Consider the following 22,748-nt stretch of genomic DNA (forward strand, 5'->3'; position numbering starts at 1 on the left):
ACCCATGACCCGCCAACCCCCGCCTCAAGCCTCCGCTGCCGCTGCGACCGCCACACCTTCTGCCCCGAACACCGCTGCCAGCGGTCCGCGCCTGCGCGAAGACCTGCTGCACGCCGATCCGCTGCTCGACTGCCTGCTGGAAATCTGCCGCGTGCAGGGGGTGAACGCTTCGCGCGCCTCGCTGAGTGCGGGCCTGCCGCTGCAGGACGGCAAGCTCACGCTTGATCTGGTCGACCGCGCCGCCGCCCGGGTGGGTTTCGCAACGCGACTGGTGCGGCTGCGGCCGTCCAGGATCGACCCCAACACGCTGCCGGCCATCATGCTGCTCGAAGGCCAGGAAGCCTGCGTGCTGCTGGGCTGGACCCCGGCGGGCGACGCCCGCGTGCTGCTGCCCGAGACCGGCCAGGGCGCGGTCGTCATGCCGCGCAAGGAATTCTCCAGGCGCCACAGCGGCGTGGTGCTGTTCGTGCGGCCGCATTTCCGCTTCGACGAACGCACGCCCGAAGTGCGCGCCACCCGCAGCAGCCACTGGTTCTGGGGCGCCATCATGAGCCAGCGCGGCGTCTACCGCGACGTGCTGTGGGCGGCGCTGCTGATCAACCTGTTCGCGCTGGCCTTCCCGATCTTCACCATGAACGTCTATGACCGCGTGGTGCCCAACCATGCGGTGGAAACGCTCTGGGCCATGGGCATCGGCCTGGTGCTGGTGCTGGGCGCCGACCTGTACCTGCGCCTGCTGCGCAGCCACTTCGTCGACCAGGCGAGCGCGCGCATCGACGTGCAGCTCTCGGCCCGCCTGATGGAGCGCGTGCTCGGCATGCGGCTGGAGACGCGGCCGCAGTCGGTCGGCTCGTTTGCCGCCAACCTGCGCGGCTATGAACAGGTGCGCGACTTCATCGCCAGCAGCACGGTCACCGCGCTGATCGACCTGCCGTTCGCGTTGATCTTCCTGATCGCGATGGGCTGGATCTCCATGTGGCTGGTCACGCCGGTGGTGATCGCCTTCGTCGTGATCCTGGCCATGGGCTTCCTGCTTCAAGGCCGCCTGCACGAGCTGGCGCAGACCACCTACCAGGCCGGCGCGCAGCGCAACGCCACGCTGGTGGAGGCGCTCGGCGGCATCGAGACCATCAAGACCCAGGGCGCCGAGAGCGTGATCCAGTCGCGCTGGGAGCGCGGCAACCGCTTCCTGGCCGAGGCCCAGGTGCGCATGCGCGAGATTTCGAGCAAGGCCAACTACGGCACCAACTGGGTGGCGCAGATCGTCAACCTGTCGGTGATGTTCATCGGCGTCTACCTCATCAACGACCGCCAGCTGACCATGGGCGCGCTGATCGCCTGCACCACGCTGTCGTCGCGGGCGCTGGCGCCCGCCGGCCAGATCATCGGCCTGCTGATGCAGTACCAGGGCGCGCGCACCGCGCTGGAGTCGCTCGACAGCGTGATGGCCAAGCCCGTCGAGCGCGAGCCGGGCCAGAACTTCCTGCACCGGCGCGAACTCAAGGGCGAGATCGAATTCCGCAACGTGCGCTTTGCCTATCCGGGCCGCGATGACGCCGTGCTCGACGGCGTGAGCTTCCGCGTCGCCCCGGGCGAGCGCGTGGCGCTGATCGGCCGGGTCGGCTCCGGCAAGACCACGCTGCAGAAGCTGATGCTCGGCCTCTACCAGCCGACCGATGGCGCGGTGCTGCTCGACGGCATCGACCTGCGCCAGCTCGACCCGGCCGACGTGCGCCGCAACCTCGCCTACGTCTCGCAGGACGTCGGCCTGTTCTACGGCACGCTGCGCGAGAACATCACCCTCGGCCTGCCCTACGCAGACGACTCCGCCGTGCTGGCCGCGGCCGAAACCGCCTGCCTGATGGACTTCGTCAACCGCCACCCGCGCGGCTTCGACCTGCAGGTGGGTGAACGCGGCGAGCTGCTCTCGGGCGGCCAGCGCCAGAGCGTGGGCATTGCGCGCGCCGTGCTGCACAACGCGCCGCTGCTGCTGCTCGATGAACCCACCAGCGCAATGGACTTCTCGACCGAAGCGCAGATCACCCGCCGCGTCACCGACTACGCGCAGGACAAGACCGTGGTGCTGGTGACGCACCGCACCTCGATGCTGGCGCTGGTGACACGCGTGATCGTGATCGACGGCGGCAAGGTCGTCGCCGACGGCCCGCGCGACCGCATCCTCGAAGCCCTGCAGGCAGGCCGCATTGCGAGGGCAGCATGAGCAAGAAGACCGTGAACAACGCCGATCCCCGACCCCGCCTCGCCCAGCGCTTGGCCAAGCTGCTGGGACGCCAGTCCCGCACTGAATCAGGCGCCAGCACCCAGGCGGACAAACCCGGCCGGGAAGCTGCCGATCCGCCCGAGCTGCGCAGCTTCGAGCAGGAAGCCAGTGAGCTGATGTCGCGCGACCGCGTCGTGCGGGCGCAGAAGATCGTGCGCGCCGCCGTGGTGATCGTGCTGCTGCTGCTGGTGTGGTCGGCGCTGGCGCGCATCGACGAGGTCACGCGCGGCGAAGGCAAGGTGATCCCGTCGCAGCAGCTGCAGGTGGTGCAGTCGCTCGACGGCGGCGTGGTGTCGGAGATTCTGGTGCGCGAGGGCGAGCAGGTCGAAGCCGGCCAGCTGCTGCTGCGCGTCGAGGAAACCCGCGCCACCTCCGGCGTGCGCGAGAGCGCCGCCCAGGCGTTTGCGCTCAAGGTCAAGCAGGCCCGCCTGCGCGCACTGGCCGAGAACAGCGCCTTCATCCCGCCGGCCGGCCACACCACCGACCCGCAGGAAGGCCGCATCATCGACGAGGAGCGCAACCTCTACCAGTCGCGCGTGACCGAGCTGCGCGCCATGCTGTCGATCAACCAGCAGCAGCTGATGCAGCGCGAGCAGGAGCTGTCCGAAGCCCGCTCGCGCCGCTCGGCCGCCCAGCGTGCCTTCGACTCGTCCGAGCAGGAGTTGCGCAAGACCCGGCCATTGCTGGCCTCGGGCGCCATTTCGGAAGTCGAGATCCTGCGCGTCGAGCGTGACGTCAGCCGCAGCCGCGGCGACATGGAACAGGCCACCGCCCAGATCGCCCGCGTGCAGGCCGCCATCGGCGAAGCGCAGCGCAAGACCCAGGAGACCGAACTGGCCTTCCGCAACGAGGCACGGCGCGAAATGGCCGACGTCATGGGCCGCCTCAACGCGCTCAACCAGGGTGCGGTGGCGCTGGAAGACAAGGTCAGCAAGGCGCAGGTCAAGTCACCGGTGCGCGGCCGCGTCCAGCGCCTGCTGGCCAACACCGTGGGCGGCGTGGTGCAGCCCGGCAAGGACATCGTCGAGATCGTGCCGCTCGACGACGCGCTGGTGCTGGAGGCCAAGGTCCAGCCCAAGGACATCGCCTTCATCCACCCCGGCCAGCTGGCCACGGTCAAGTTCACCGCCTACGATTTCTCGATTTATGGTGGCCTGGAAGCCAAGGTCGAAAACATCAGCCCCGACACCCAGGTCGACGAACGCGGCAACGCCTTCTATCTGGTGCGGGTGCGCACCGTGCAGCCACGCTTCGGGGCCGATCAGCCCATCATCCCCGGCATGACGGCCGAGGTGGACATGCTCACGGGCAAGAAAACGGTGCTGTCCTACCTGCTCAAGCCCATCCTGAAAGCGCGGGCCTACGCCTTGAGCGAACGCTGAAACCACGCTGGCAACCGCTCATCTGCAACAGCCGCCCCTGGCAACACGGGCGGCTTTTTCATGCATTCCCATGCAAACGCTATATCTTTTTTCAAGCCATCAAGCGCGAATATTTTCACGATTTTTTGGCTTTATCAACCTATAAGGTAGGCGGGCATACTCATGTCCACGCTGTGCGGCGCAGATTGACGCCAGCACGCACCACCGCCCCCGAGGCAGCCCACGAAAGGCACATCATGGCGACCAGCAGCAAGACTTCCAAGACTTCCCCGGCCGCGTCGGCAAAGCCTGATGCAGGCGAGTTGACGCTGGACATGGCCTACGTGCCTGCGCGCCTGCCCACCGGGACGGTGCGGGGGGTCTGGGGCAGCGTGATGATCCGCACTGTTGAGGGCGAACTGCGGCCGCTGGAGGTGGGTGACCTGGTCCGCAAGGGCGACGTGATCATGACGGCGCAGGACGGCATCGTCGAACTCGACGCCGACGGCAACCGCCTGGCCCGCCTGCCGGCACAGGACGATTTCCAGAGCCTGGCGGTGGCGCCAGTCGACCTCAACCAGCTGGAGCCCACCGCTGCCGGTGAAGAACCGGCCGGCTCGCTCAACCGCTCCGACAGCGTGCTGCGCGTCAACGAAACCACCACCGGCACCCAATACGACTTCGGCCAGACGCAGACGGGCACGGCGCCCACCGCCTTCGTGGCTGCCGTGCAGCAAGGCACAGTCTTCCCGACCCTGCAGGTCAGCAGCCCCGTCGCGACGGAGAGCGACGGATTCGCCGTCTTCACCGTGGCCCTGAGCGGCGCCTCCGACGTGGACACCAGCCTGTCGTTTGCGCTGACCAGCGGCGCTGCGGGCGACCTGGGGGTCGACTTCGGCTCGCGCGAGTCCAACAACCTGCAGGTCTCGACCGATGGCGGCGCCACCTGGATCGACGCCACGACCACCACCCTTCTGCCCGGCCAGAGCAGCGTGCTGGTGCGCACGCCGCTGGTGGACGACACCCTCAACGAGGCCGCCGAAACCTTCACCCTGGTGGCGACCACCACGGCGGGCAACACCCTCAACGGCAACGCCACCGGCACCGCGACCATCACCGACAACGACGCCCAGCCGTCGTTGAGCCTCAGTGACGTCAGCGTCGACGAGGCGGCCGGCACCGCCACCTTCACCGTCACGCTGTCGGCTGCCTCAGGCCAGAACGTGAGCGTGCGCTACGACACCGTCGACGCCAGCGCCACGGCAGCGACCGCGACAGCCAGCGGCGACTACACCGCCAACAGCGGCACCCTGACCTTCGCGCCCGGCGAGACCACCCGGACCGTCACGGTGGCCATCACCGACGACACGGTGTTCGAAAGCGCCGAGACCTTCCAGCTGCAGTTGAGCCAGGCAGTCAACGCCAGCCTGAGCACGGCCGCCGGCGTGGGCACGATTGTCGACAACGACACGGCGCCCCGCGTGGCGTCGGTCGAGCCCGGCATCGCCGGCACGACTGATGACGCCGTGGCTGAAGGCACCCCACTGGTCTACAACGTCAGCCTCACCAACGCCTCCGCAACGCCCGCGACCTACGCCTTCAACCTCGGCAACGCCGTCACCGGCCCCGGCCTGGCGTCGGCTGCCGACTTCGGCGCGCCCACGTTCTCGAACGGCGTGACCTACGACCCCGCCACCGGCCTGATCACCGTGCCCGCCAACGTCGCGGCCTTCACCGTCACCGTGCCCACCGTGGCGGACAGCCTGTACGAACCCGGCGCCGCCGAGGCGCTGCCGCTGACCGTGGGCGGCATCACCGCCACCGGCCTGATCACCGATGCCAACACCGCGCCGACGATCCGCAGCGTCGAGCCGGGTGCGGCCGGCACGGCGGATGACACCGCGCCGGAAGGCAGCTCGCTGGTGTACAACGTCGGCCTGTCGAATGCTTCAACGACGCCGACGACGTTTGCATTCGCTCTGGGTGGCGGCACGGCGTCGGCCACCGACTTCGGCGCGCCCACGTTCTCCAACGGCGTGACCTACGACCCCGCCACCGGCCTGATTACCGTGCCCGCCAACGTGACGGCCTTCGCCGTCACCGTGCCCGCGCTGGCCGACGGCCTGTACGAGCCGGGCGCCGCTGAAACGCTGCCGCTCGCCATCGGTGGTGTCACGGCCACCGGCCTGATCACCGATGCCGACGTCGCCCCGACCATCCGCAGCGTCGAGCCCGGTGCGGCCGGCACGGCGGGTGACACCGCGCCGGAAGGCAGCTCGCTGGTCTACAACGTCGGCCTGAGCAACGCATCCGCCTCGCCCACGACCTTCGCGTTCAACCTGGGCGGCGGCACGGCGTCGGCCACCGACTTCGGCGCGCCCACGTTCTCCAACGGCGTGACCTTCGACGCCACCACCGGCCTGATTACCGTGCCCGCCAATGTCACGGCCTTCACCGTCACCGTGCCCGCGCTGGCCGATGGCCTGTACGAGCCGGGCGCCGCTGAAACGCTGCCGCTCGCCATCGGTGGCGTCACGGCGACGGGCCTGATCACCGACGCTGACGTTGCCCCGACCATCCGCAGCGTCGAGCCGGGTGCGGCCGGCACGGCGGATGACACCGCGCCGGAAGGCAGCTCGCTGGTCTACAACGTCGGCCTGTCGAATGCTTCAACGACGCCGACGACGTTTGCATTCGCTCTGGGCGGCGGCACGGCGTCGGCCACCGACTTCGGCGCGCCCACGTTCTCCAACGGCGTGACCTACGACCCCGCCACCGGCCTGATTACCGTGCCCGCCAACGTCACGGCCTTCACCGTCACCGTGCCCGCGCTGGCCGACGGCCTGTACGAGCCGGGCGCCGCTGAAACGCTGCCGCTCGCCATCGGTGGTGTCACGGCCACCGGCCTGATCACCGACACCACCACCGCGCCCACCGTCACCAGCGTGGAGCCGGGTGCGGCGGGCACGGCGGATGACAGCGTGGTCGAAGGCACCGGCGCCGGCAACGGCGGCGTGATCGTCTTCAATGTGGCGCTGTCCAATGCGTCCACGGTGGCGCAAAGCTACGCCTTCACCCTCGGCGGCACGGGCGTCAACCCGGTCGATGCAGCCGACCAGGCCGCACCGGTCTTCTCCAATGGCGTCACCTACGACGCCATTGCCGGGCTGATCAGCGTGCCGGCGGGCGTGACGGGCTTCACCGTCAGCATCACCGCCACGCCGGACGCCCTGGCAGAGGCCAACGAAGGCCTGCAGGTCACGGTCGGCGGCCTGCAGGGCACGGCCACACTCACCAACGACGACTTCGCGCCCGTGCTGGCGCAAGCTCAGACCACCAGCACCGGCCCGGAAGACCAGGCCCAGACCGGCAACGTGCTCACCGGCAACGCCAGCGACGCCAATGGCGATGCGCTGGTGGTCAGCAGCTACACCGTGGGCGGACTGACCGCTGTGGCCGGCACCGCCCTGCCCCTGGACGGCGTGGGCACGCTGACGATCAACCCGAACGGCAGCTTCAACTTCACCCCGGCCGCCAACTACAACGGTGCGGTGCCCGAGGCCACCTTCACGGTGAGCGACGGCACCAACAGCACGACCGGCACCCTGGCCATCAGCATCACGCCGGTCAACGACGCGCCGGTGCTGGCCGGTGACCTGCAGGCGGTCGTGGCCGAGGGCGGCACTTACGCCCTCACCGCCGCCGACCTGGGCTACACCGACGTGGACAACACGGCAGCCGAAGTGACCTTCACCATCAGCGCGCCGACCAACGGCGTCGTCACGGTCAACGGTGTGACAGCGACCACCTTCTCCGGCACCCAGCTTGCCGATGGTCTGGTGAGCTTTGTGCACGACGGCAGCGAAACCCTGACCGCAACATTCAACGTCAGCGTCGAGGACGGCAATCAGGACTTGTCCACGCCGGTGGCCAGCCTCTTCAGCCTGACCGTCACGCCCGTCAACGATGCACCGGTGGTGGGCCTTGCCGCACCGCTGAGCCTGTCGGAAGAAGGCCTGCTCACGACGACGACAGGACTGCCCCTCGGCCTGCCTGATACGGCGGGCACGCCCGACACGACCGATGCGGTCACCTTCAGCGGCACGCTGTCCATCACCGACTCGGACAGCCCGGCGCTGGCGGCCACGCTGACGCCACCAGCCACCGCCCTCACCTCGGGTGGCGTGGCACTGGTCTGGACCGGCAGCGGCACCACCGCCAGCCCGCTGGAAGGCCGCGCCGGCAGCGACGGCCCGCTGATCATCACCGCCACCATCGCCAGCAATGGCAGCTATGCCGTGACGCTGGACGGACCGGTCGACCACCCTGCGACCAACGTGGAGGACGCGCTGGCCGTGACTTTCGGCATCAGCGTCACCGATGGCCTGCTCACCAGCACCGGCAGCCTGACGGTCAACATCGAGGACGATTCGCCCGCCGTCATCACGCCCCAGACCACCACCGTGGCGCTGAACAACACCAACCTGATGATCGTGCTGGACCTGTCAGGCTCCATGAACGGCTTCGTGACCGGCACCTCCGGCGCCACACGGCTGGACATCGCCAAGAGTTCGATCACTCAGTTGATCGACGCCTACGACCGCTACGGTGACGTGATGGTGCGGTTGGTGACCTTCTCCAGCGGTGCTGCCGAGCGCGCACCGGTCTGGCTCAGCGCCGCCGACGCCAAGAGCCTGCTGGCAGGACTTATCGCCAGCGGCAACACCAACTACGACGCTGCGCTCACGACGGCACAAAGCGCCTACGCCGACGGCGGCAAGCTTGCCAGCGCGCAGAACCTGTCCTATTTCTTCTCGGACGGCGAACCCAACGTGCCCACCGGCAGCATTGGGGTCAACGCCGCCGAGGAAGCGGCCTGGACCGGCTTTCTGGACACCAACGACATCACCTCGTTCGCCATCGGCCTGGGCACCGGGGTCAGCCCGACCGCGCTCAACCCGATTGCCTACAACGGCGCCGCAGCCGCCGGTGCACAGGAAAGCAGCGCACTGATCGCCACATCGTTCACGGACTTGAACACCGTGTTGAATTCGACCATCCCGGTCTCCCAGACCGGCCAACTGGTCGTGGGCGGCACGATTGGCGCGGGGGGTCAGGTGGGCGCCGATGGTGGATCCATCAACACCCTGACCCTCGACGGCATCACCTACACCTACACCGAGGCCACCGCCACGGTCGCGGCCCAGGTGGCGGCCAGCGATGGTCGCGTGATCGGCACGGCGTTTGATCCCGTCACCAACAGCCTGACCGTCGACACGACCGCTCAGGGCCGCTTTGTCGTCGACCTGGACGGCGGCAGCTACTCCTACCTGCCACCGGCCGGCCTGACCGCCGGCATCACGGAAGTGCTGAATTACACGGTGCGGGACGGCGACGGCGACACGGTCGCCTCCAGCGTGACCATTGCCGTCAATCCGTCGATTGCCACGACCCTGGCAGGCACGGACGCCGGGAACGCGCTCACCGGCACGGCATCGGCCGATGCCATTCGCGGCTTTGCCGGTGACGACACGATCCTGGGCGGCGACGGCAATGACCTGATCGTGGGCGGCAGCGGCAACGACCTGTTGACCGGGGGTCTGGGCAGTGACGTGTTCGCCTGGAACCTGACCGATCGCGGCACCACCGCAGCGCCGGCGCGCGACACCATCACCGACTTCAACGCGGCAGCGTCAAGCGCGGGTGGCGACATCCTCGATCTGCGTGATCTGCTGGCGGGCGAGCACAGCGGCCTGGGCGCCAGCGCACTCAACCTCGGCAGCTACCTGCACTTCAACGATGTCAGTGCAGGCAGCACGGTGATCGATGTCACCTCGACGGGCGTCGCCGGCACGGTGGACCAGCAGATCGTGCTGGAAAACCTCGACCTGCGCTCGGCCTTGGGGTTGACTGCGGCGGCCACCGACGCGGCCATCATTTCCGAGCTGCTCACCCGCGGCAAGCTGGTGGTGGACGGCAACTGATTGGCTGACCGAGGTGCGGCCTGCCCGGTCGCACCTCGGGGTCGCACCTCGGATTCGGTTCGCAGCCTTCAGTTCGCCAGCGCAATCCGCACGGCCGGTCCCGTGGCGCCATCCACACCACAGTCCCACAGGCAGCTCAGGTCGTCCGGTTCCTGCACGCCTTCGGCGTACACCTGCAGGCCCAGGCCGTGCAGCAGCGTGACGGTGCCGCGCACCAGGGCCTGGCGGGCGGTGTCGCCGGCGACGTCGCGCACCACGCTGGCGTCAAGCTTGATGAAGTCCAGCCCGGCCTCCAGCAAGTGCGCCACAGCGGCCACCCGCTCGCCCGCATGCTCCAGCCCCAGATGAACACCGAGCGGGCGCAGCTGAGCGCATAGCTCGACGACAGCCGCAGCGCTGCTGTAGACGGCCGTCTCGTCAACCTCGATCCAGAGCCTCTGCGCCACGGTGCCCGCCTTGGCGATGCGACTGCGCAAGCGCGGCACGAAGCCGGCGTCCAGCAACGAAAGCGGTGAGATGTTGATGCCGCGCGCCTGACCGTCGGCGGCGATCGCGTCCAGTGCCAGCGTCACCGCCACCTCGTCGGTGTGAGGCGTCAGCTGGGTGCGGATGGCGTAGGGCAGCCAGTGGGCCGCCGGCTGGTAGGCGCCGTGGCCGTCAAGCTGGATGCGCAGCGGGCATTCATGGTGCAGCAGGGCGCCCAGGCGATCGACCACCGGGAACTGCACCAGCTGGGTCCGGTGCAGACTGAGGGCCGCCTCGATGTTGCGCCGCCAGGCATCCTCGCCGCCCAGCAGGTCAGGCGCCAGGGGCTGGTCCTGCTGCTCCAGCACGAAGTCGCCGCGCGCCTCGGCACGCGCCAGGGCCGCATCCGCACGGGTCATGACAGCCGCGACGGTGTCGCCGTGGCGCCAGTTGACGGTCGAGATCACGACCGCTGCGCCGTCCATGTCGGCGAGAAGCTGGCGCAGGCGGGCCTGGAGGGCCGTTGCGTCACGCGGATCGATGCTGCGCAGCAGCAAGGCGAAATCTGTCCCGTTGAGCCGGCCGGCGGCTTCCGGCGCCGAGGGCAGCGCCAGGCCGTCGCCCTGCGCCAGCATCTGCGCCATGGACTGCAGCAGCCCGTCGGTGCGGCTGTGGCCGAGCTTGCGGTTGAGGTCAGCCAACCGCAGCACCCGTACGAGCCAGAGATGACCATCGGCCCAGCCGTCTTCGCCGGTCAGCAGCGAATCAAAGCGGGCCAGGAAATGGCGCCGGTGCGACAGACCGGTCAGCGTGTCGCAATTGGCCTGCCGGCGCAGTTGCTGCAGTTGCTCGGACTGCTCGGCAAATTGCAGGCGCAGGCGCTCGACCATCGAGTTCATGGCCTGCGCCACGCGCCGCAACTCGGGGGTGCGGGGTTCAGGCACGGTGATGAAGCGCCGCTCGGTGAGGGCGGCCGCCTGGTCGACCACCGCATCCAGCGGACGCCTCAGACGCCGCACGCCCAGCTGTCCGGCCAGCACGGCCAGCGCGCCCAGCAAGCCCATCCAGATGCTGGTGCGCACGGCGCCAGACCAGAGTTCGGCATAGGCAAAGATCGGCTGGCTGACGACCTCGACCGAGCCCAGCGCCTTCCAGCCGCTGGAGACCTGCGCCACGCCGGCAGGCGACGCGATCGGTACGGCGCGCATGAACCAGCTGGGCGCATGAATCGTCACCTCGCCGGCCAAGCGCTCAGCCAGCACGCGGCCATCGGGCGAGCGCAGTCGAATCGACTGATAGGAGCCGGTGTCGAACTGCGCGGCCAGCGCCAACTCCATCATGGCGGCGTCGCCACCCTGCTGCGACAAGGTCAACGCCAGCGACTGGGCGTTGTCGCTGTTCTTGAGGGTCAGCTGGGTTTCAAGATAGGCCCGTGCCGCGCCGATCGACACCAGCACGCTGCCGACAAACGCCAATGCAATAACGCCCAGCACCAGCATCCAGACTTGACGAATCAAGGACATGACTGCACTCCGCGTTCACTCGAATTCATAAAAACCCCTCTGCTCTGACCTTGGTCAACAAATCTCTCCACCGTGACAACCGCGCCACCGGATCGCCCGCACCCGTGCCCTGCGTGCCGTTCCACAAGCCCTCGGTATTGAAGCTGAAAACCGGTGTGAGGTCAGGCCGCAGGGAGGCCGGCCGTATCTCGCTGATCAGATTGTCCAGAATGAGCGGCTCATCGGTCGCATTGCCGGGATAGTAGGCCAGCACCATATGAGCCTGCTGCGGCCCGCCAGGCAGTCCGCCCAGGCGCGCTCGCACATAAACCATGCGCAATTTTTTGGGCGCCACACCGGCCATCAGCAGACTGAAATACTTGCCGATCGCGTAGTCCTCGCAATCACCCTGCCCACGCGCCAGCATCTCGAGCGGACTGGCCCAGTAATCAGTCTGGCCCCAGACATCGACGTCATCGCGAAAGAACACGCGCCGGTTGAAGAACTGGTTCACCGCTTGCAATTTATCGGACTCATCCTGGCCTGAAACGGCCGAAATCGTCTCCAGCAGCAGTCGCGCACCCTGCTGCGCCAGCGGGCCGTGGCGGGCTGCCGCCTGCGCGATGCGGTCGGCATCCCAGGCCACAGCGCTCAAGCCCATCGACAGCATCGCTGCGGCCGTCAGGCCGCAAATCACGCGCGTCAACCCCTTCGGCGCAAGTTTGCTGCCAGTACGGCGCAGGTGGCGAAGAATGAGGGGTGAAAGCATGCGCAGGTCGGTTCTCGGCAAGAGCAGCGCGGCTTGCAGGGCAGACACTCCTACGAGGTCAATATGTGGCTTGTCAACGCTGAAGCAGCACATTGTGGCAGTGCCCTCTGTGCCGGACATGCAACATATGGAATACTGATTTGTGAAATTCCCGCTCTCCACGCACTAATATTCATTTGCGGCCAAGACCGCATCATTGGTGCCGGTAGCCTAGGCCATCCGGCTCGCGGCGGCACTCAAGCAAGGACCCCTTGAAAATGAAAAAACTTGCACTGCCCTTCATTGGTCTCATCGCCCTGGCGTGCCAAAGCAGCTTCGCGCAGACCTCGGACACCCTCAAGGACGCTACACAGCGTGCGCTCGCGACCAACCCCGAGGTCACTGCCAAGCTCAACGCATTCCGGGCTGCCGTGGACGAGACCAAGGCCGCACGCGGGGCCTATCTGCCGCGCCTGGACCTGAGCGGCAGCACCGAAATCATCCGTCAGCGCAACAACGGCGTGCCTGCGAGCGACAACTATTCCAGCACCGGCTTGGCACTGACGGCATCGCAACTGCTGTGGGACGGCCTGTCGACCAAGAATCAGGTATCACGGCTGGACCATGCGCGCCTGGTGCGCTATTTCGAATTTCTGGATGCCAGCGAGCAAACCGCCCTGGAAAGCGCCAAGGCCTATACCGACGTGATTCGCGCCCGCAATCTGGTCAAGCTCGCAGAAGAAAACTACGTCAACCACCGCGTTTTCGTCGAACAGATTCAAAGTCGGGTCAAGGCCGGTTTTGACCGTGCATCCGACTTGGAACAAGCCACGGCCCGACTGGCGCTGGCGGAATCCAACCTCGCCACGGAAACCTCCAATCTGCATGACATCACCGAGCGTTATCGACGCTTGGTGGGCACCGTGCCGCCAACGGACATGAACCTGCCCGCCACGCTCGACCGCGGCCTGCCCGCCAGCGCCGCAGCCTTGCTGGAGCAAAGCGCCAAACGCAACGCAGCCGTCGCGGCTGCTGTAGAAAATCTGCGTGCGGCACAAGCCCAGAGCAAGAGCAGCGAAAGCGCCTACCAGCCCCGCGTGGAAGCCCGACTGCGCGGTGCAGCAGGCCATAACCTCGACGGCGTCATCGATCAGAAGCGCGAAGCACGTGCCGGGGTTTACCTGAACTGGAATCTATTCAACGGCGGCGCCGATCAAGCCCGCATTCGCCAGCAAACCAACCTGCTGGCGCAAACGTCCGATACCCGCGACAAGGTCTGCCGCGATATTCGACAAACCGCCTCCATTGCGTTCAACGACGTGCGCAAGTTGAATGAGCAGCTGGTGTATCTCGACACCAACGCCAAGTCGACCAGCAAGGCCCGTGACGCTTACCGTGACCAGTTCAACATCGGCAGGCGCAGCCTGCTCGACGTGCTCAACACGGAGAGCGATCTCTACACGGCACGCCGCGCCTATGTCAACGCAGAAATGGATCTGGCGGTGGCCAAGGTCCGCACACACGCCGCCAGCAGTTCGCTGGTCGCAGCGCTGGGTCTGACCCGCGCGGGCAACCAGGACGAAGCCCCCGCTGATGCGCTGGACTGGCAAGCCGGTGACGACGCGGCTACGCGCTGCCCGCTGACCCCGACCGACCTGACGCTGACACCCAAGTCAGAACTCGATGATCGTGCCCGCCAAATGCAGGGCGGCCTGCCGGCGCTGTCCGCAGCGCCGGCCGCACCCGCACTGGCTGCGACACCCATTCCCAGCCTCAAGCCCGAACCTGCCGTCCGCCCGGCGACGCCCACCCGTGCCGACCCTCCGCCGTCCACCCCGGTGTCACAACGCCTGCTGGACTGGGCCAGTTCGTGGTCGGAAAAAGACGTGACACGCTACCTCAGTTTCTACGACGCGAAGTTCAGCACGCCCGGCACCACCCGCGCCAAGTGGTTTGCCAACCGCACCAAGCTGCTCAAGAAAGACGGCCCGATCGAGCTGAAAATCAGCAATATCCAGCGTCGGTCCATTTCTTCAGAATTGGTCGAAATGAAGTTTGATCAAAACTACGTCTCATCGAACTTCAAGGACCGCACGCAGAAAACCCTGATCTGGAAGCGCTCCGGCACCGATTGGTACATCATCAAAGAAAGCAACCGCTGACACGGCGGCTTGACATACCCTTGATTCACCAATGAGAAACAGCCCGGAAAATCCGGGCTGTTCTTGTTTCAAGCAGCCTGATCTTGATGGTGAGGAAACGCCATGAACCCTTTCAGGAAACTGCCCGGCTTTGTCACATCAGCCCCTGGTTTGGAATGGGCGCTATGGCGACTCCTGCCGGCCTTGCTGTTGTGGGGCACGCTGCTGCCACTGTTGATCGCAGGTGTCCGTTGGTGGGCAGCGCCCCACACCTCTGGTGCGGGCACAGACGCTGCGCTACTTTTGTGGACTTACAAGGTCATCGGTGCCGTCGTCCTGCATTGGACGCTGATCCTGACGCTCGCCATCGGTTGCTGGATCGTCATCGTCATGAAAGGCCCCGCCTACGTTGCGGATGCCTATCCAATGCCAGACGCTGACGCGCCTGATCGAGGCGACAAATCCTAAGACTGTGCCGTTGAGCGATTGATGACCGCAGTTTCAAGCAAAAGCTGGCCTGCTCCCCAGGGGCAACGCAGTCAATGACCGCGCGGAATCAAGCACATCGTGGCCCAGCGGTAAAAAATCAACCAAAAGCTGGCCAAAAAAAACAGGCCCAGAACAAGCCGGCCTTTCGTTGAGCGAGGGCTTAGCCGCTTCGCACACCGACTGTCGTGGTGGAAATCCTGGGAGCGTACACCGTCATCGACCAGGTGCTGGTCGGAATGAACGTCTCAACGGTGCCGTTGCGGGGTGGCGCCGGCCCTTCGGACGGTTGGCCGCCGTGCGGCCTGACAGGCAACTAGCCTCGCTCGCCCGGCGCCTTCCAGCGTAGGAGCTGGTCCAACGGGTTGTCGTTCCCGACCAGCTCTTTGGCGAGCGCGATGCGGTGGAGCAGCCGTTGGCGCTCATCACCATCGAACTGCTGGGCGGCGCACTCCACCTCGGCGAAGTACTCAGCGATGACCTGGGCTTCGTCCCATGCGGCAATGGCAGCAATCAGGTCCTTCCGGGCTTCCTGGCGGCGCTTTTCTTGGAGCGCACGAGCTTCCGCTTCGCGGCGTCGCCGGTCTTCTTCTTCCCACTTTCTTCGCTCTTCCTCGGCCTTTATCCTCGCAGCCTCGACCTGCACGGCAAGCATCGGGCCGGCGGCTTCGAGCTCCCGGACGATGTCAGGCACCATCGAAGCGAACTGCCCCGGCTTGGCCTCGGACCACTGCTGCACCCATGTCACCCGCCTCGCGGGGCAGTACGCCTGAAGTCGAAGGCGCTTGGACGGCCGTTCCTGGGTCGTCGTCCAGTACCGTGACTGCTCGTACCGGCGCAGTTGTGCGGGCGACAAGCTTCTGACCGGAACGTAAGTGCTGTTGCCGACGTACTGCATTTCAGTCGCCTCGGTCATCTCGAACAGCGTCAGACCGATGGGTTCTTCTCCGACGTACACCAGCGTTGGCCGTTCTGGGGACCATGCGTTCCGAACGTAGTGGTCCTTCCGGGGGACTTCGCGCAGGTCAACCTCAGCGCGGCGCGACTGCCCGCCGTGCGGAGCAATCGTCACACGGTGGCCGCGTGCGGTCAGCGCTTGGAACAGTTGGTCGGCCGCACCCATCGCGGCATCCAGCCCTTCCTTCGATGAGAGGATGTCGACCATCAGCCGTTTGAACGGGCGCAGGATGCCCGTGTCGCTGTCACGTGTCTTTGCGAAGTGTGGCTTCACGCCGACCAGGAGCGGGTGGCACCTCTCGACAACCCGATTCTCGCGCGGACGCCGTTGCACGATTTTCTCCGGGGTCGAGGAACCACTGTCGTCCACCGACACAGCGTTCTTCCCCCGGCGGCCAGCTTCACGCTCGTTCGTGCCGATGACGGCACCCGGCTGCCACTCGGTGACGTCTCCTGGTCTCGACTTCGGCAGCGCAGGCCGCTCCGGCGCTTTGCCGAACTCCAGCTTCGCCCAGTAGCCACGGGGAGGCCGAGGAACGCGGAGCTCCGTGCAGACCCGCGCCATGTAGCTCGACGACACCCCAAGGCGCTCGCCGATTCTCAACATGGGCTCTTGCCAGACCATGTCGAATAGCTGCTCTCGCGTCACCGTACCGTGGTCTGGGACGTTCATGGAGGTAGCCGATGATTCTTCTGCACCTTCGGTCACCCGCTCTCCTTTCCGGTGGCATCCGTTGCCATGACGATGGCGTCAAGGGCCGGGCACACATGCCGTTTTGCCACGACGCGGATGCGGGGTCATTCGTCCCCGACTTGCTTGCGTCTGTTGGCCGTCATGGCCCTCAGTTCAGCCAAGACGCTATCGACCGGGTGGCTCACACCCGTGCGCCGGTAGTCCTGCCAGGCGTCCTCTCCACGAGCCGAGAAGTCCGTCTGCTCGAGGCGGATGTCAACGGCACGGCGAACGGCGGCCTCAACGAACTGCTCGACGGTCTCGCCGTCGCGGAGCACGGCCTCGAGGGCTGCTCGGAAGGTTGAATCGACCAGGATTTCTGGGAGAAGTTCGTTCTTCACTTCGGTTCGACTCCTGAAGTTCCGGCGTGATGGCGGCCTGGCGGCAAATCATCCTGCAGGGACGCGCCGCAGAAAAACCAGCCATACGAATGTCGCACAGCCGCCCAACCGGTCCGAGTAACGTCTCAGACAGTCCTACCCTGACCAACGCATCGCCAAGACGAGCGGTTCACATGCGCGCCAGCAGCAACCGCATGGCTCACGCCTTGACTCGCAGCGGCACAGACCCCGAGCTGCCCTCGGCCATCGCCAGGTGAGTCTGCACGTCTTTCAACACATCGAGCAACTGCGGAACAGAGTTGAGAACCTCCGCTGGCACCATGGCGGAGATGCTCCTGCGTGTCACCGCGCGGCCCTGATGCAGCAGTTCGATGCAAGCCGCTTCCAGATGAGGCCAAGCGCGGACAACCGCCGCTTCCTGGCGCCGCCGGATGTAATCGAGCCATCGTTTGCCCAACATCCGGGTGGTCTTGTTGGCACGCAGGTAGAGTTGTCTCGCCTCCAAATCGACCCGCTGCGCGGCTTCGATGACGCTGATGGGCGTGGGCAGCAGCAAGAAGGCCTGAAGCTGTTCCTCGACGTGCGCCCAGTCCAAGTCACGTGGCGAGGTCCGCTCCTCGCGTTCCGGGCACAGGAACTTGAAGGCCAGCTGCTGCGTTGGCGTCGGCGGGTGCCAGTCGTCGATGTTGCCCGTGAGCAGTTGCGTCAGGCTCAGTCCGGACTGCGCAGCAATGTTCAGGCTCACGCCCAGGGTCGGCGTCCCGGAGCCCTTGAGCCAGTGGTGGACTGTGCTCTTGCCGACGCCCACCCGACGGGCAAAGCCGGCACTGCGTCCACCGTCCATCTGCAGGATGACGCCCTCCAAGGCCTGCATCACCTTCGCCCGCGTCGGCGCTGATGGGAGCTTGTGCTGCACGGCGAGCAACTGCGCGACCTGACGAGCCTGCCACAGGGCCGATGGGTCGAGCACTGCCTCGTCGGCCTGGTCAGCATCAACCTGCCTCAGGAATTCGCCACAGCGGGTGCACCAGCCGGGCACCACGAATGCCGCCGCGTGGCGCACGTTGTCTTTGCCGCAACACGGGCAACGCGTGCGCAGCGGCGTTCTGTGTCGATGGCACACAGTCACCAGCGTCGACTCCCAGCTGAGTCGGAAGTACGGGGTCCGACCTTCTGCGCGGTCTTCGGCCAGGCAGTGCGTGCAGAACTGGCCCCGCGGCACGACGGAGACGCCGTTTGACGAGACGACATCTCGCCATGGCAGAAACGTCAGGCCATCGAGGCCTTCAACCGTCGTCAACGCCGAGAGCGCTGCCGACATGTTCAGTGCAGACTCGCCAATGCCAGCGAGCTTGCGCTCGTGCCAGTCGAAGCCCGGTGCGATGTCGTGCTCGGCACGCTCAGCGACGACGCGGGACAGACTCAAGGTCGACGTGCTGTGCGACACGGCAAGGCGGCAGAGGTAGCTCGGCAAGCTCTCCACCTCCGTTGTTCCGCGCCCGATGGGCTGCAGGGCGTGCAGGGCCGAGCGCGGGTTGGCCGTCGGCGCGCTCATGCGGCGCTCCGGCCCGCAGAGGGACGCGTGCCCAGGGCAGCGCGTGGCATGTTCCGGGTCAGCCCAGGATTGATGGCGGCTTCGCCATCGAGAATCTCCTCCAGGATTTGCTTTCGTTGCGCTTCCGTGAGCAGCGCGCGGCGCAACGCGTCCACCGACCACCGGCCCTCTGACTGCGCCAGCCTTGCCGCTCGAATCAACACGGCGCTGAGCGTGCCGATGCAGCCCAGCGTGTTTTCGTGCAGCGCCGGTGCGTGCTGAAGCAGTTGCTGTCCCCAAAGGCCCGGGAGCGCGTCCTGGAACTTCAGCACGCAGGCTCCGAACGCACGCAGGTCTTCGTCTTTGTCTTCGCGGTAGCGCTCGAAATGCATCACGTGGCTGCGCCGGGCGAGCTGCCCCGACAGCGACATGAGTTGATAGAGGTCATACGAACCGATGAGCACCATCTGCGTGCCGCACTCGTTGGCGAGCGACTTCAGGGTGTCGAGCTGGATTTCGAGGCGATTGCGTCGGGTCTGGCGAATCAGATGAGCGGCCTCGTCGATGACCAGGAACCGGGTGCCCCGCTCGCGCAACGCACGCTCGACGGCAGTCCGGAGCGCCGCCAGGCTGTTGCTCGAAGGTCCCCCGGCGCGCATCAGGCGTCCTGACTGTGGGTCGATGCCGAAGTGGTGCTTGGGCATGGACATGTCGCCGTCGAGCTGCGCGAGGATGCGCTGGTAGAACAGACGCCAAGAGAAGTCGGTTTCCCCTGAAGATGGGGCTTCGACATAGACGGCAGGAATCAGGCCGGCGTCGTCATTCATCTCCTGGGCTGCGGCGCTCAGGGCGCCGTCGACCATGTGCCGCGCGAGCGTGGTCTTGCCGACGCCGGTGGGGCCGCAGACCAGCAAGATGCTGTCCTGGCTTTCGGGATAGATGAGGGTGTTGAGCTCATCCATCATTTGTCGGATGCGCGTGTGCTTGATGCGCAGGCCGTTGAGGGTTGCAGCCGTGGGTGGCACGGCGCTGAGCGAGGGGTTGTGGGTGGAAGACGGAGGCATGAGACAGCTTTCAGAAAACGTCAAAGTCAGGAAGGGAGTCCGAAGCCGTTGTCTCAGGCGGCGTTGCGGACGGGTTGTCGGAGATGGACCTCGTGCGCGTCACCGTGACGCGCTCTTCCACTGTTTCCTCGATGAGACAAGTCTTTGCTGGCGGCGCAACCGGGTGGATGCTCGACAGCTGAAGTTGGTTGTACAGGGCCTTGTTTTCGGCTTCGCGCTCCAGCGCGGCGGCCAAGGCGCCCTCGGGCGTGAAGGTCTGCAGGAACTCGCGCAGGCGCTGCTGTGACTTTTCGTCGCCAGCATGCTCACCGCCCTTGCGGATGAACTCTTCCGTCAGCGCCCGCCGCTCGAAGTCCGTCAGCTGACCCAGGTGCAGCAGGTTGCGGCAGCGCGCCTGGACCCAGCGGTCTTTCACGCGCACGTAAGCCGACGAAGCATCCCAGGGGTCATAGCGGACGGGCAGCATTTGCCCCGCAATGCCGGGGTCACGGAACTCCGGGCTCCAAAAGAGCATGTCGTTGACTTTGACGCCGCGTTGCCTATGCACCTTGCGCAGGCCCGTGCGGTCCACCGGGGGGCATGTCGCAATCAGGAAGTCCTGGTTGAAATAAATCTGCCGCTGCGCACGGGCACCGCTCTCCTGGATGCCCCGTTGGAACATCTCACGCGGGCTGCAGTCCAGTGCCGGATGTGTCTGCTGGTCGTAGAACTCGGTGGCCCAGTGCTGGATGCCGAAATACATGGCCTCCAGCGTCCATTCGGCAAAGTTCACCGGCATGTGCTTGCCCGTCACCATGCGGACGTGCTTGGTCGCCTTGGTGTTGCCGGCAAGGTTGTGGACGTACTGCGTGTGCAGGCTGCCGAAGACGCGTTCGAGCACGGCACCATGACGAGGCTGACCGGCGGGCCGCAGCCGCAGATGCACACCCATGGCCTTCAAGAACGCCTCGAACGCGACCGACCTGAAGTCAGGGCCGTTGTCGACCACGACGAACTGCGGCATCCGCTGATGCCGGCGCACGAGGTCGCGCAAGACCATCATCGTCGACTCGTAGCTGGGCGAGTCGAAGGTCAGATAGAACGCCACGATGCGGCGCGACCAACTGTCGATGGCGAACGACAGCCACGGACGTCCCAGCGGCTGGCCCGTTCGGCCCGAAATCAGCTCGATGTCGAGCTGCGTGTGGTCGATGTGAACGTACTGGAGCGGCCGACTGCCGTGGACCGGCGTGTCGACGTACAAGACATCGACATAGTCGCTGAGCTGGTAGGCCATCCGCTTGCCATGGCGCGTGCGCAGGTCGCGGTTCGTTTCCTGTGCCCGGATGTGCTCAATCAGCGTGGGATAGGACGGCGCCTTGACGCCAGCAGCAGCGCAGGCGTCCTGAAGGAAACGATGGCAACTTTTGAAGTTCGCAGCCTCGTGGCTGCGCCACTTCGTGTCTATCGTGTGCTGCATCAGCTCGACTTGTTCGCGGGTGAGGCGGTCCGAGCGATTTCCACGGGCGGCGGTGTTGGGCACCAGCGCCAGGACTTCGTTGCCGCCGTTCGCCGCAGCCGCGTTCTGGCGCGCCTTCCAACGCCGCTGCGTCCTGTCACTGACCCCGCCCGGCTTGGTGCTGTCGTTCAGAAGGGCCTGGCGCCGCAGTGCGGCTTCGAGGTCCTTCTGCGAATGTCGCGACAGGTCTTGCATCAAGGGCGCGTGCGCGCTCACCGCGCAGACCTGGCCGGCCTCGATGGCGTCGTCCAGCCAGACTCGGGTAAGCGTCAGCGTTGAGCCGCTGTGCTGGGTGCAGACGACCTCCCGCTCGCCCAGCAACGAGATGGTCAGGACCTGCCCTTCATAGTGGAGCTGGGTGCCCTGGACCAGGTCGAGCACAAACTTGTCCTGGCCGGGAACCTTTCCCTCGAACGACTGCGCGGCGGTGAACTCGCGCAAGGTGACATCGCGATAGAGCCGGCACCGGCGTGGCTGCGACAGCTGTTCCCGGTCGAGGTCGGCCACCACCAGGTGGTCCGCAATGGCTTTGAAGATGTCGTCGGCGGCGAAGGACAGCGGCGGGGCGAGCAGGTCGGCGAGGAAGACCGTGCCTTCTTCGCGCAGAAGATGCCGCAGCCGCGCCAGTTCCGTCAGAGGGCAGGGTTCGGCGGCAGGGTGGTAGTAATCGGCCAGATGGAGCAGGTTCTCGACGCGGCGGCGGGGGATATCGTCGTCGCTGCGGATGCGGTAACCGATGCCAAGCTCGGCCAGTTGCTCCTCGATTTGGGGCGCGTACCACCGGCCGTCGCTGCCTCGAACGTAGCGGTAGCCATATCTTTCGGCGAGGCGCTCGAGCTTCGCGGTGGACTTCCATTCTTCGAGCGTGATGCGGTCGGCCCGAATTTCGAGGAAATCCGGGAAGTGCCGGATGTTGCGTATTTCGCCGGTGGTGTGGTCAATGAGTTCCAGCTTGAGCTCGCACGGCTGGGCGTAGTATTCGAGCACCGCGGCGTCGTACTCCTTGTCGATGGCACCTGCAAACTCGATGTGACGGCTCTCGGTACGGATTTCGGTGCCCATCTTCGGGCTCGCCAGATACGTGATGACATTGCCGCCGCGCGACTGCACTGGGCGCACAGGTGCCTGCGTGCGAGCGAGCAAGACGAGTTCGCGCCCGGCGCTGGGTGTTTGCAGCCGGTCGAACAGGTCGATGAGTTGGGCCTTGTCGAGCATGAGTGCCATCAAGAAGTAGTAAGTCAATTTCTTGATGTAGCGCCCACGCCAGAGCATGAAGACCAAATCGGTCGTATGTGACCGATAACTGCGTATAGTCCGCGACCATGCAAGTTGGCCAGACGACCGAAAGCCCCGGAACGGAACCTCCGGAGCAGGACGAGGGGCAGAGTTCGCCCGATGTCTGGGCTGGCTGGGAGGACGCGGCCCGGGATACGCTGGTGGAAGCGATGCGCGAGGCGAAGGTCGGCTACAAGGAGCTGTCGTGGCGTCTTGGGACCATGGGTATCCACGAGAGCCCAGACCGATTGAACCGCAAGGTCAATCGCAAGCGGTTCTCCGCTGCGTTCCTGCTGGCCTGCCTTGAGGCGATAGAACCGGACTCGCCAAGTTCGGATGCCTGAGTGGAGACAGGGTGGAGCATCCCGCAGGCGCCAG

The 22,748-nt window shown here is 66.1% G+C and carries 13 protein-coding genes; 6 read left to right on the forward strand and 7 right to left on the reverse strand.

Annotated elements, in window-relative coordinates; genetic code table 11:
- Positions 1-4 precede the first annotated feature (4 nt).
- From AC5IG3_RS14765 to AC5IG3_RS14775, 3 genes are all read left to right on the forward strand, one after another.
- Positions 5-2,221 carry a type I secretion system permease/ATPase gene (locus AC5IG3_RS14765; RefSeq protein WP_491907059.1) on the forward strand — a complete coding sequence of 739 codons (2,217 nt, stop codon included), beginning with the start codon at positions 5-7 and terminating at the stop codon, positions 2,219-2,221.
- On the forward strand, positions 2,218-3,663 hold the full coding sequence (locus AC5IG3_RS14770) for an HlyD family type I secretion periplasmic adaptor subunit (protein ID WP_491907060.1): 1,446 nt from the start codon (positions 2,218-2,220) through the stop codon (positions 3,661-3,663). The genes AC5IG3_RS14765 and AC5IG3_RS14770 overlap by 4 nt, the downstream gene beginning before the upstream one ends.
- 236 nt (positions 3,664-3,899) lie before the next feature.
- Positions 3,900-9,626 carry a beta strand repeat-containing protein gene (locus AC5IG3_RS14775; protein WP_491907061.1) on the forward strand — a complete coding sequence of 1,909 codons (5,727 nt, stop codon included), beginning with the start codon at positions 3,900-3,902 and terminating at the stop codon, positions 9,624-9,626.
- A gap of 68 nt (positions 9,627-9,694) precedes the next feature.
- On the opposite strand, the gene AC5IG3_RS14780 is transcribed toward AC5IG3_RS14775, so the two are convergent.
- Positions 9,695-11,614, reverse strand: coding sequence for an EAL domain-containing protein (locus tag AC5IG3_RS14780; RefSeq protein WP_491907062.1), 1,920 nt, complete (start codon positions 11,612-11,614; stop codon positions 9,695-9,697).
- Positions 11,615-11,639: 25 nt separating this feature from the next.
- Positions 11,640-12,362, reverse strand: a complete 723-nt coding sequence (locus AC5IG3_RS14785; protein ID WP_491907063.1) for a transglutaminase-like cysteine peptidase — start codon at positions 12,360-12,362, stop codon at positions 11,640-11,642.
- Between the two features lie 257 nt (positions 12,363-12,619).
- Here AC5IG3_RS14785 and AC5IG3_RS14790 point away from each other — a divergent pair, with 257 nt between their 5' ends.
- On the forward strand, positions 12,620-14,503 hold the full coding sequence (locus AC5IG3_RS14790) for a TolC family outer membrane protein (RefSeq protein ID WP_491907064.1): 1,884 nt from the start codon (positions 12,620-12,622) through the stop codon (positions 14,501-14,503).
- 102 nt (positions 14,504-14,605) lie between these two features.
- Entirely contained in the window at positions 14,606-14,950 is a 345-nt protein-coding gene (locus AC5IG3_RS14795) for a hypothetical protein (RefSeq protein ID WP_491907065.1), read from the forward strand.
- A gap of 334 nt (positions 14,951-15,284) precedes the next feature.
- Here the strand turns inward: AC5IG3_RS14795 and AC5IG3_RS14800 are convergent, their stop codons facing one another.
- The 5 genes from AC5IG3_RS14800 to AC5IG3_RS14820 all read right to left on the reverse strand — a co-directional run bounded on the left by AC5IG3_RS14800 (position 15,285) and on the right by AC5IG3_RS14820 (position 22,367).
- Positions 15,285-16,598, reverse strand: coding sequence for a hypothetical protein (locus AC5IG3_RS14800; RefSeq protein ID WP_491907066.1), 1,314 nt, complete (start codon positions 16,596-16,598; stop codon positions 15,285-15,287).
- Between the two features lie 125 nt (positions 16,599-16,723).
- On the reverse strand, positions 16,724-16,999 hold the full coding sequence (locus tag AC5IG3_RS14805; RefSeq protein WP_491907067.1) for a YlcI/YnfO family protein: 276 nt from the start codon (positions 16,997-16,999) through the stop codon (positions 16,724-16,726).
- 199 nt (positions 17,000-17,198) lie between these two features.
- Positions 17,199-18,554, reverse strand: coding sequence for a TniQ family protein (locus AC5IG3_RS14810; RefSeq protein WP_491907068.1), 1,356 nt, complete (start codon positions 18,552-18,554; stop codon positions 17,199-17,201).
- Complete coding sequence (locus AC5IG3_RS14815) at positions 18,551-19,597, reverse strand: AAA family ATPase (protein WP_491907069.1); 1,047 nt, start codon at positions 19,595-19,597, stop codon at positions 18,551-18,553. Before AC5IG3_RS14815 ends, AC5IG3_RS14810 begins: the two co-directional genes overlap by 4 nt.
- A gap of 10 nt (positions 19,598-19,607) precedes the next feature.
- The gene (locus AC5IG3_RS14820) at positions 19,608-22,367 is read right to left on the reverse strand and encodes a TnsB C-terminal domain-containing protein (RefSeq protein WP_491907587.1); all 2,760 of its coding nucleotides are present in this window, start codon (positions 22,365-22,367) and stop codon (positions 19,608-19,610) included.
- Between the two features lie 50 nt (positions 22,368-22,417).
- Between AC5IG3_RS14820 and AC5IG3_RS14825 the strand changes: the two genes are divergently transcribed.
- Positions 22,418-22,714: a DUF6471 domain-containing protein gene (locus tag AC5IG3_RS14825; RefSeq protein ID WP_491907070.1), complete on the forward strand. Its 297-nt coding sequence runs from the start codon at positions 22,418-22,420 to the stop codon at positions 22,712-22,714.
- The last annotated feature ends 34 nt before the right edge of the window (positions 22,715-22,748 follow it).

Source organism: Leptothrix sp. (in: b-proteobacteria), from assembly GCF_965250675.1.
Lineage (GTDB): Bacteria > Pseudomonadota > Gammaproteobacteria > Burkholderiales > Burkholderiaceae_C > Sphaerotilus.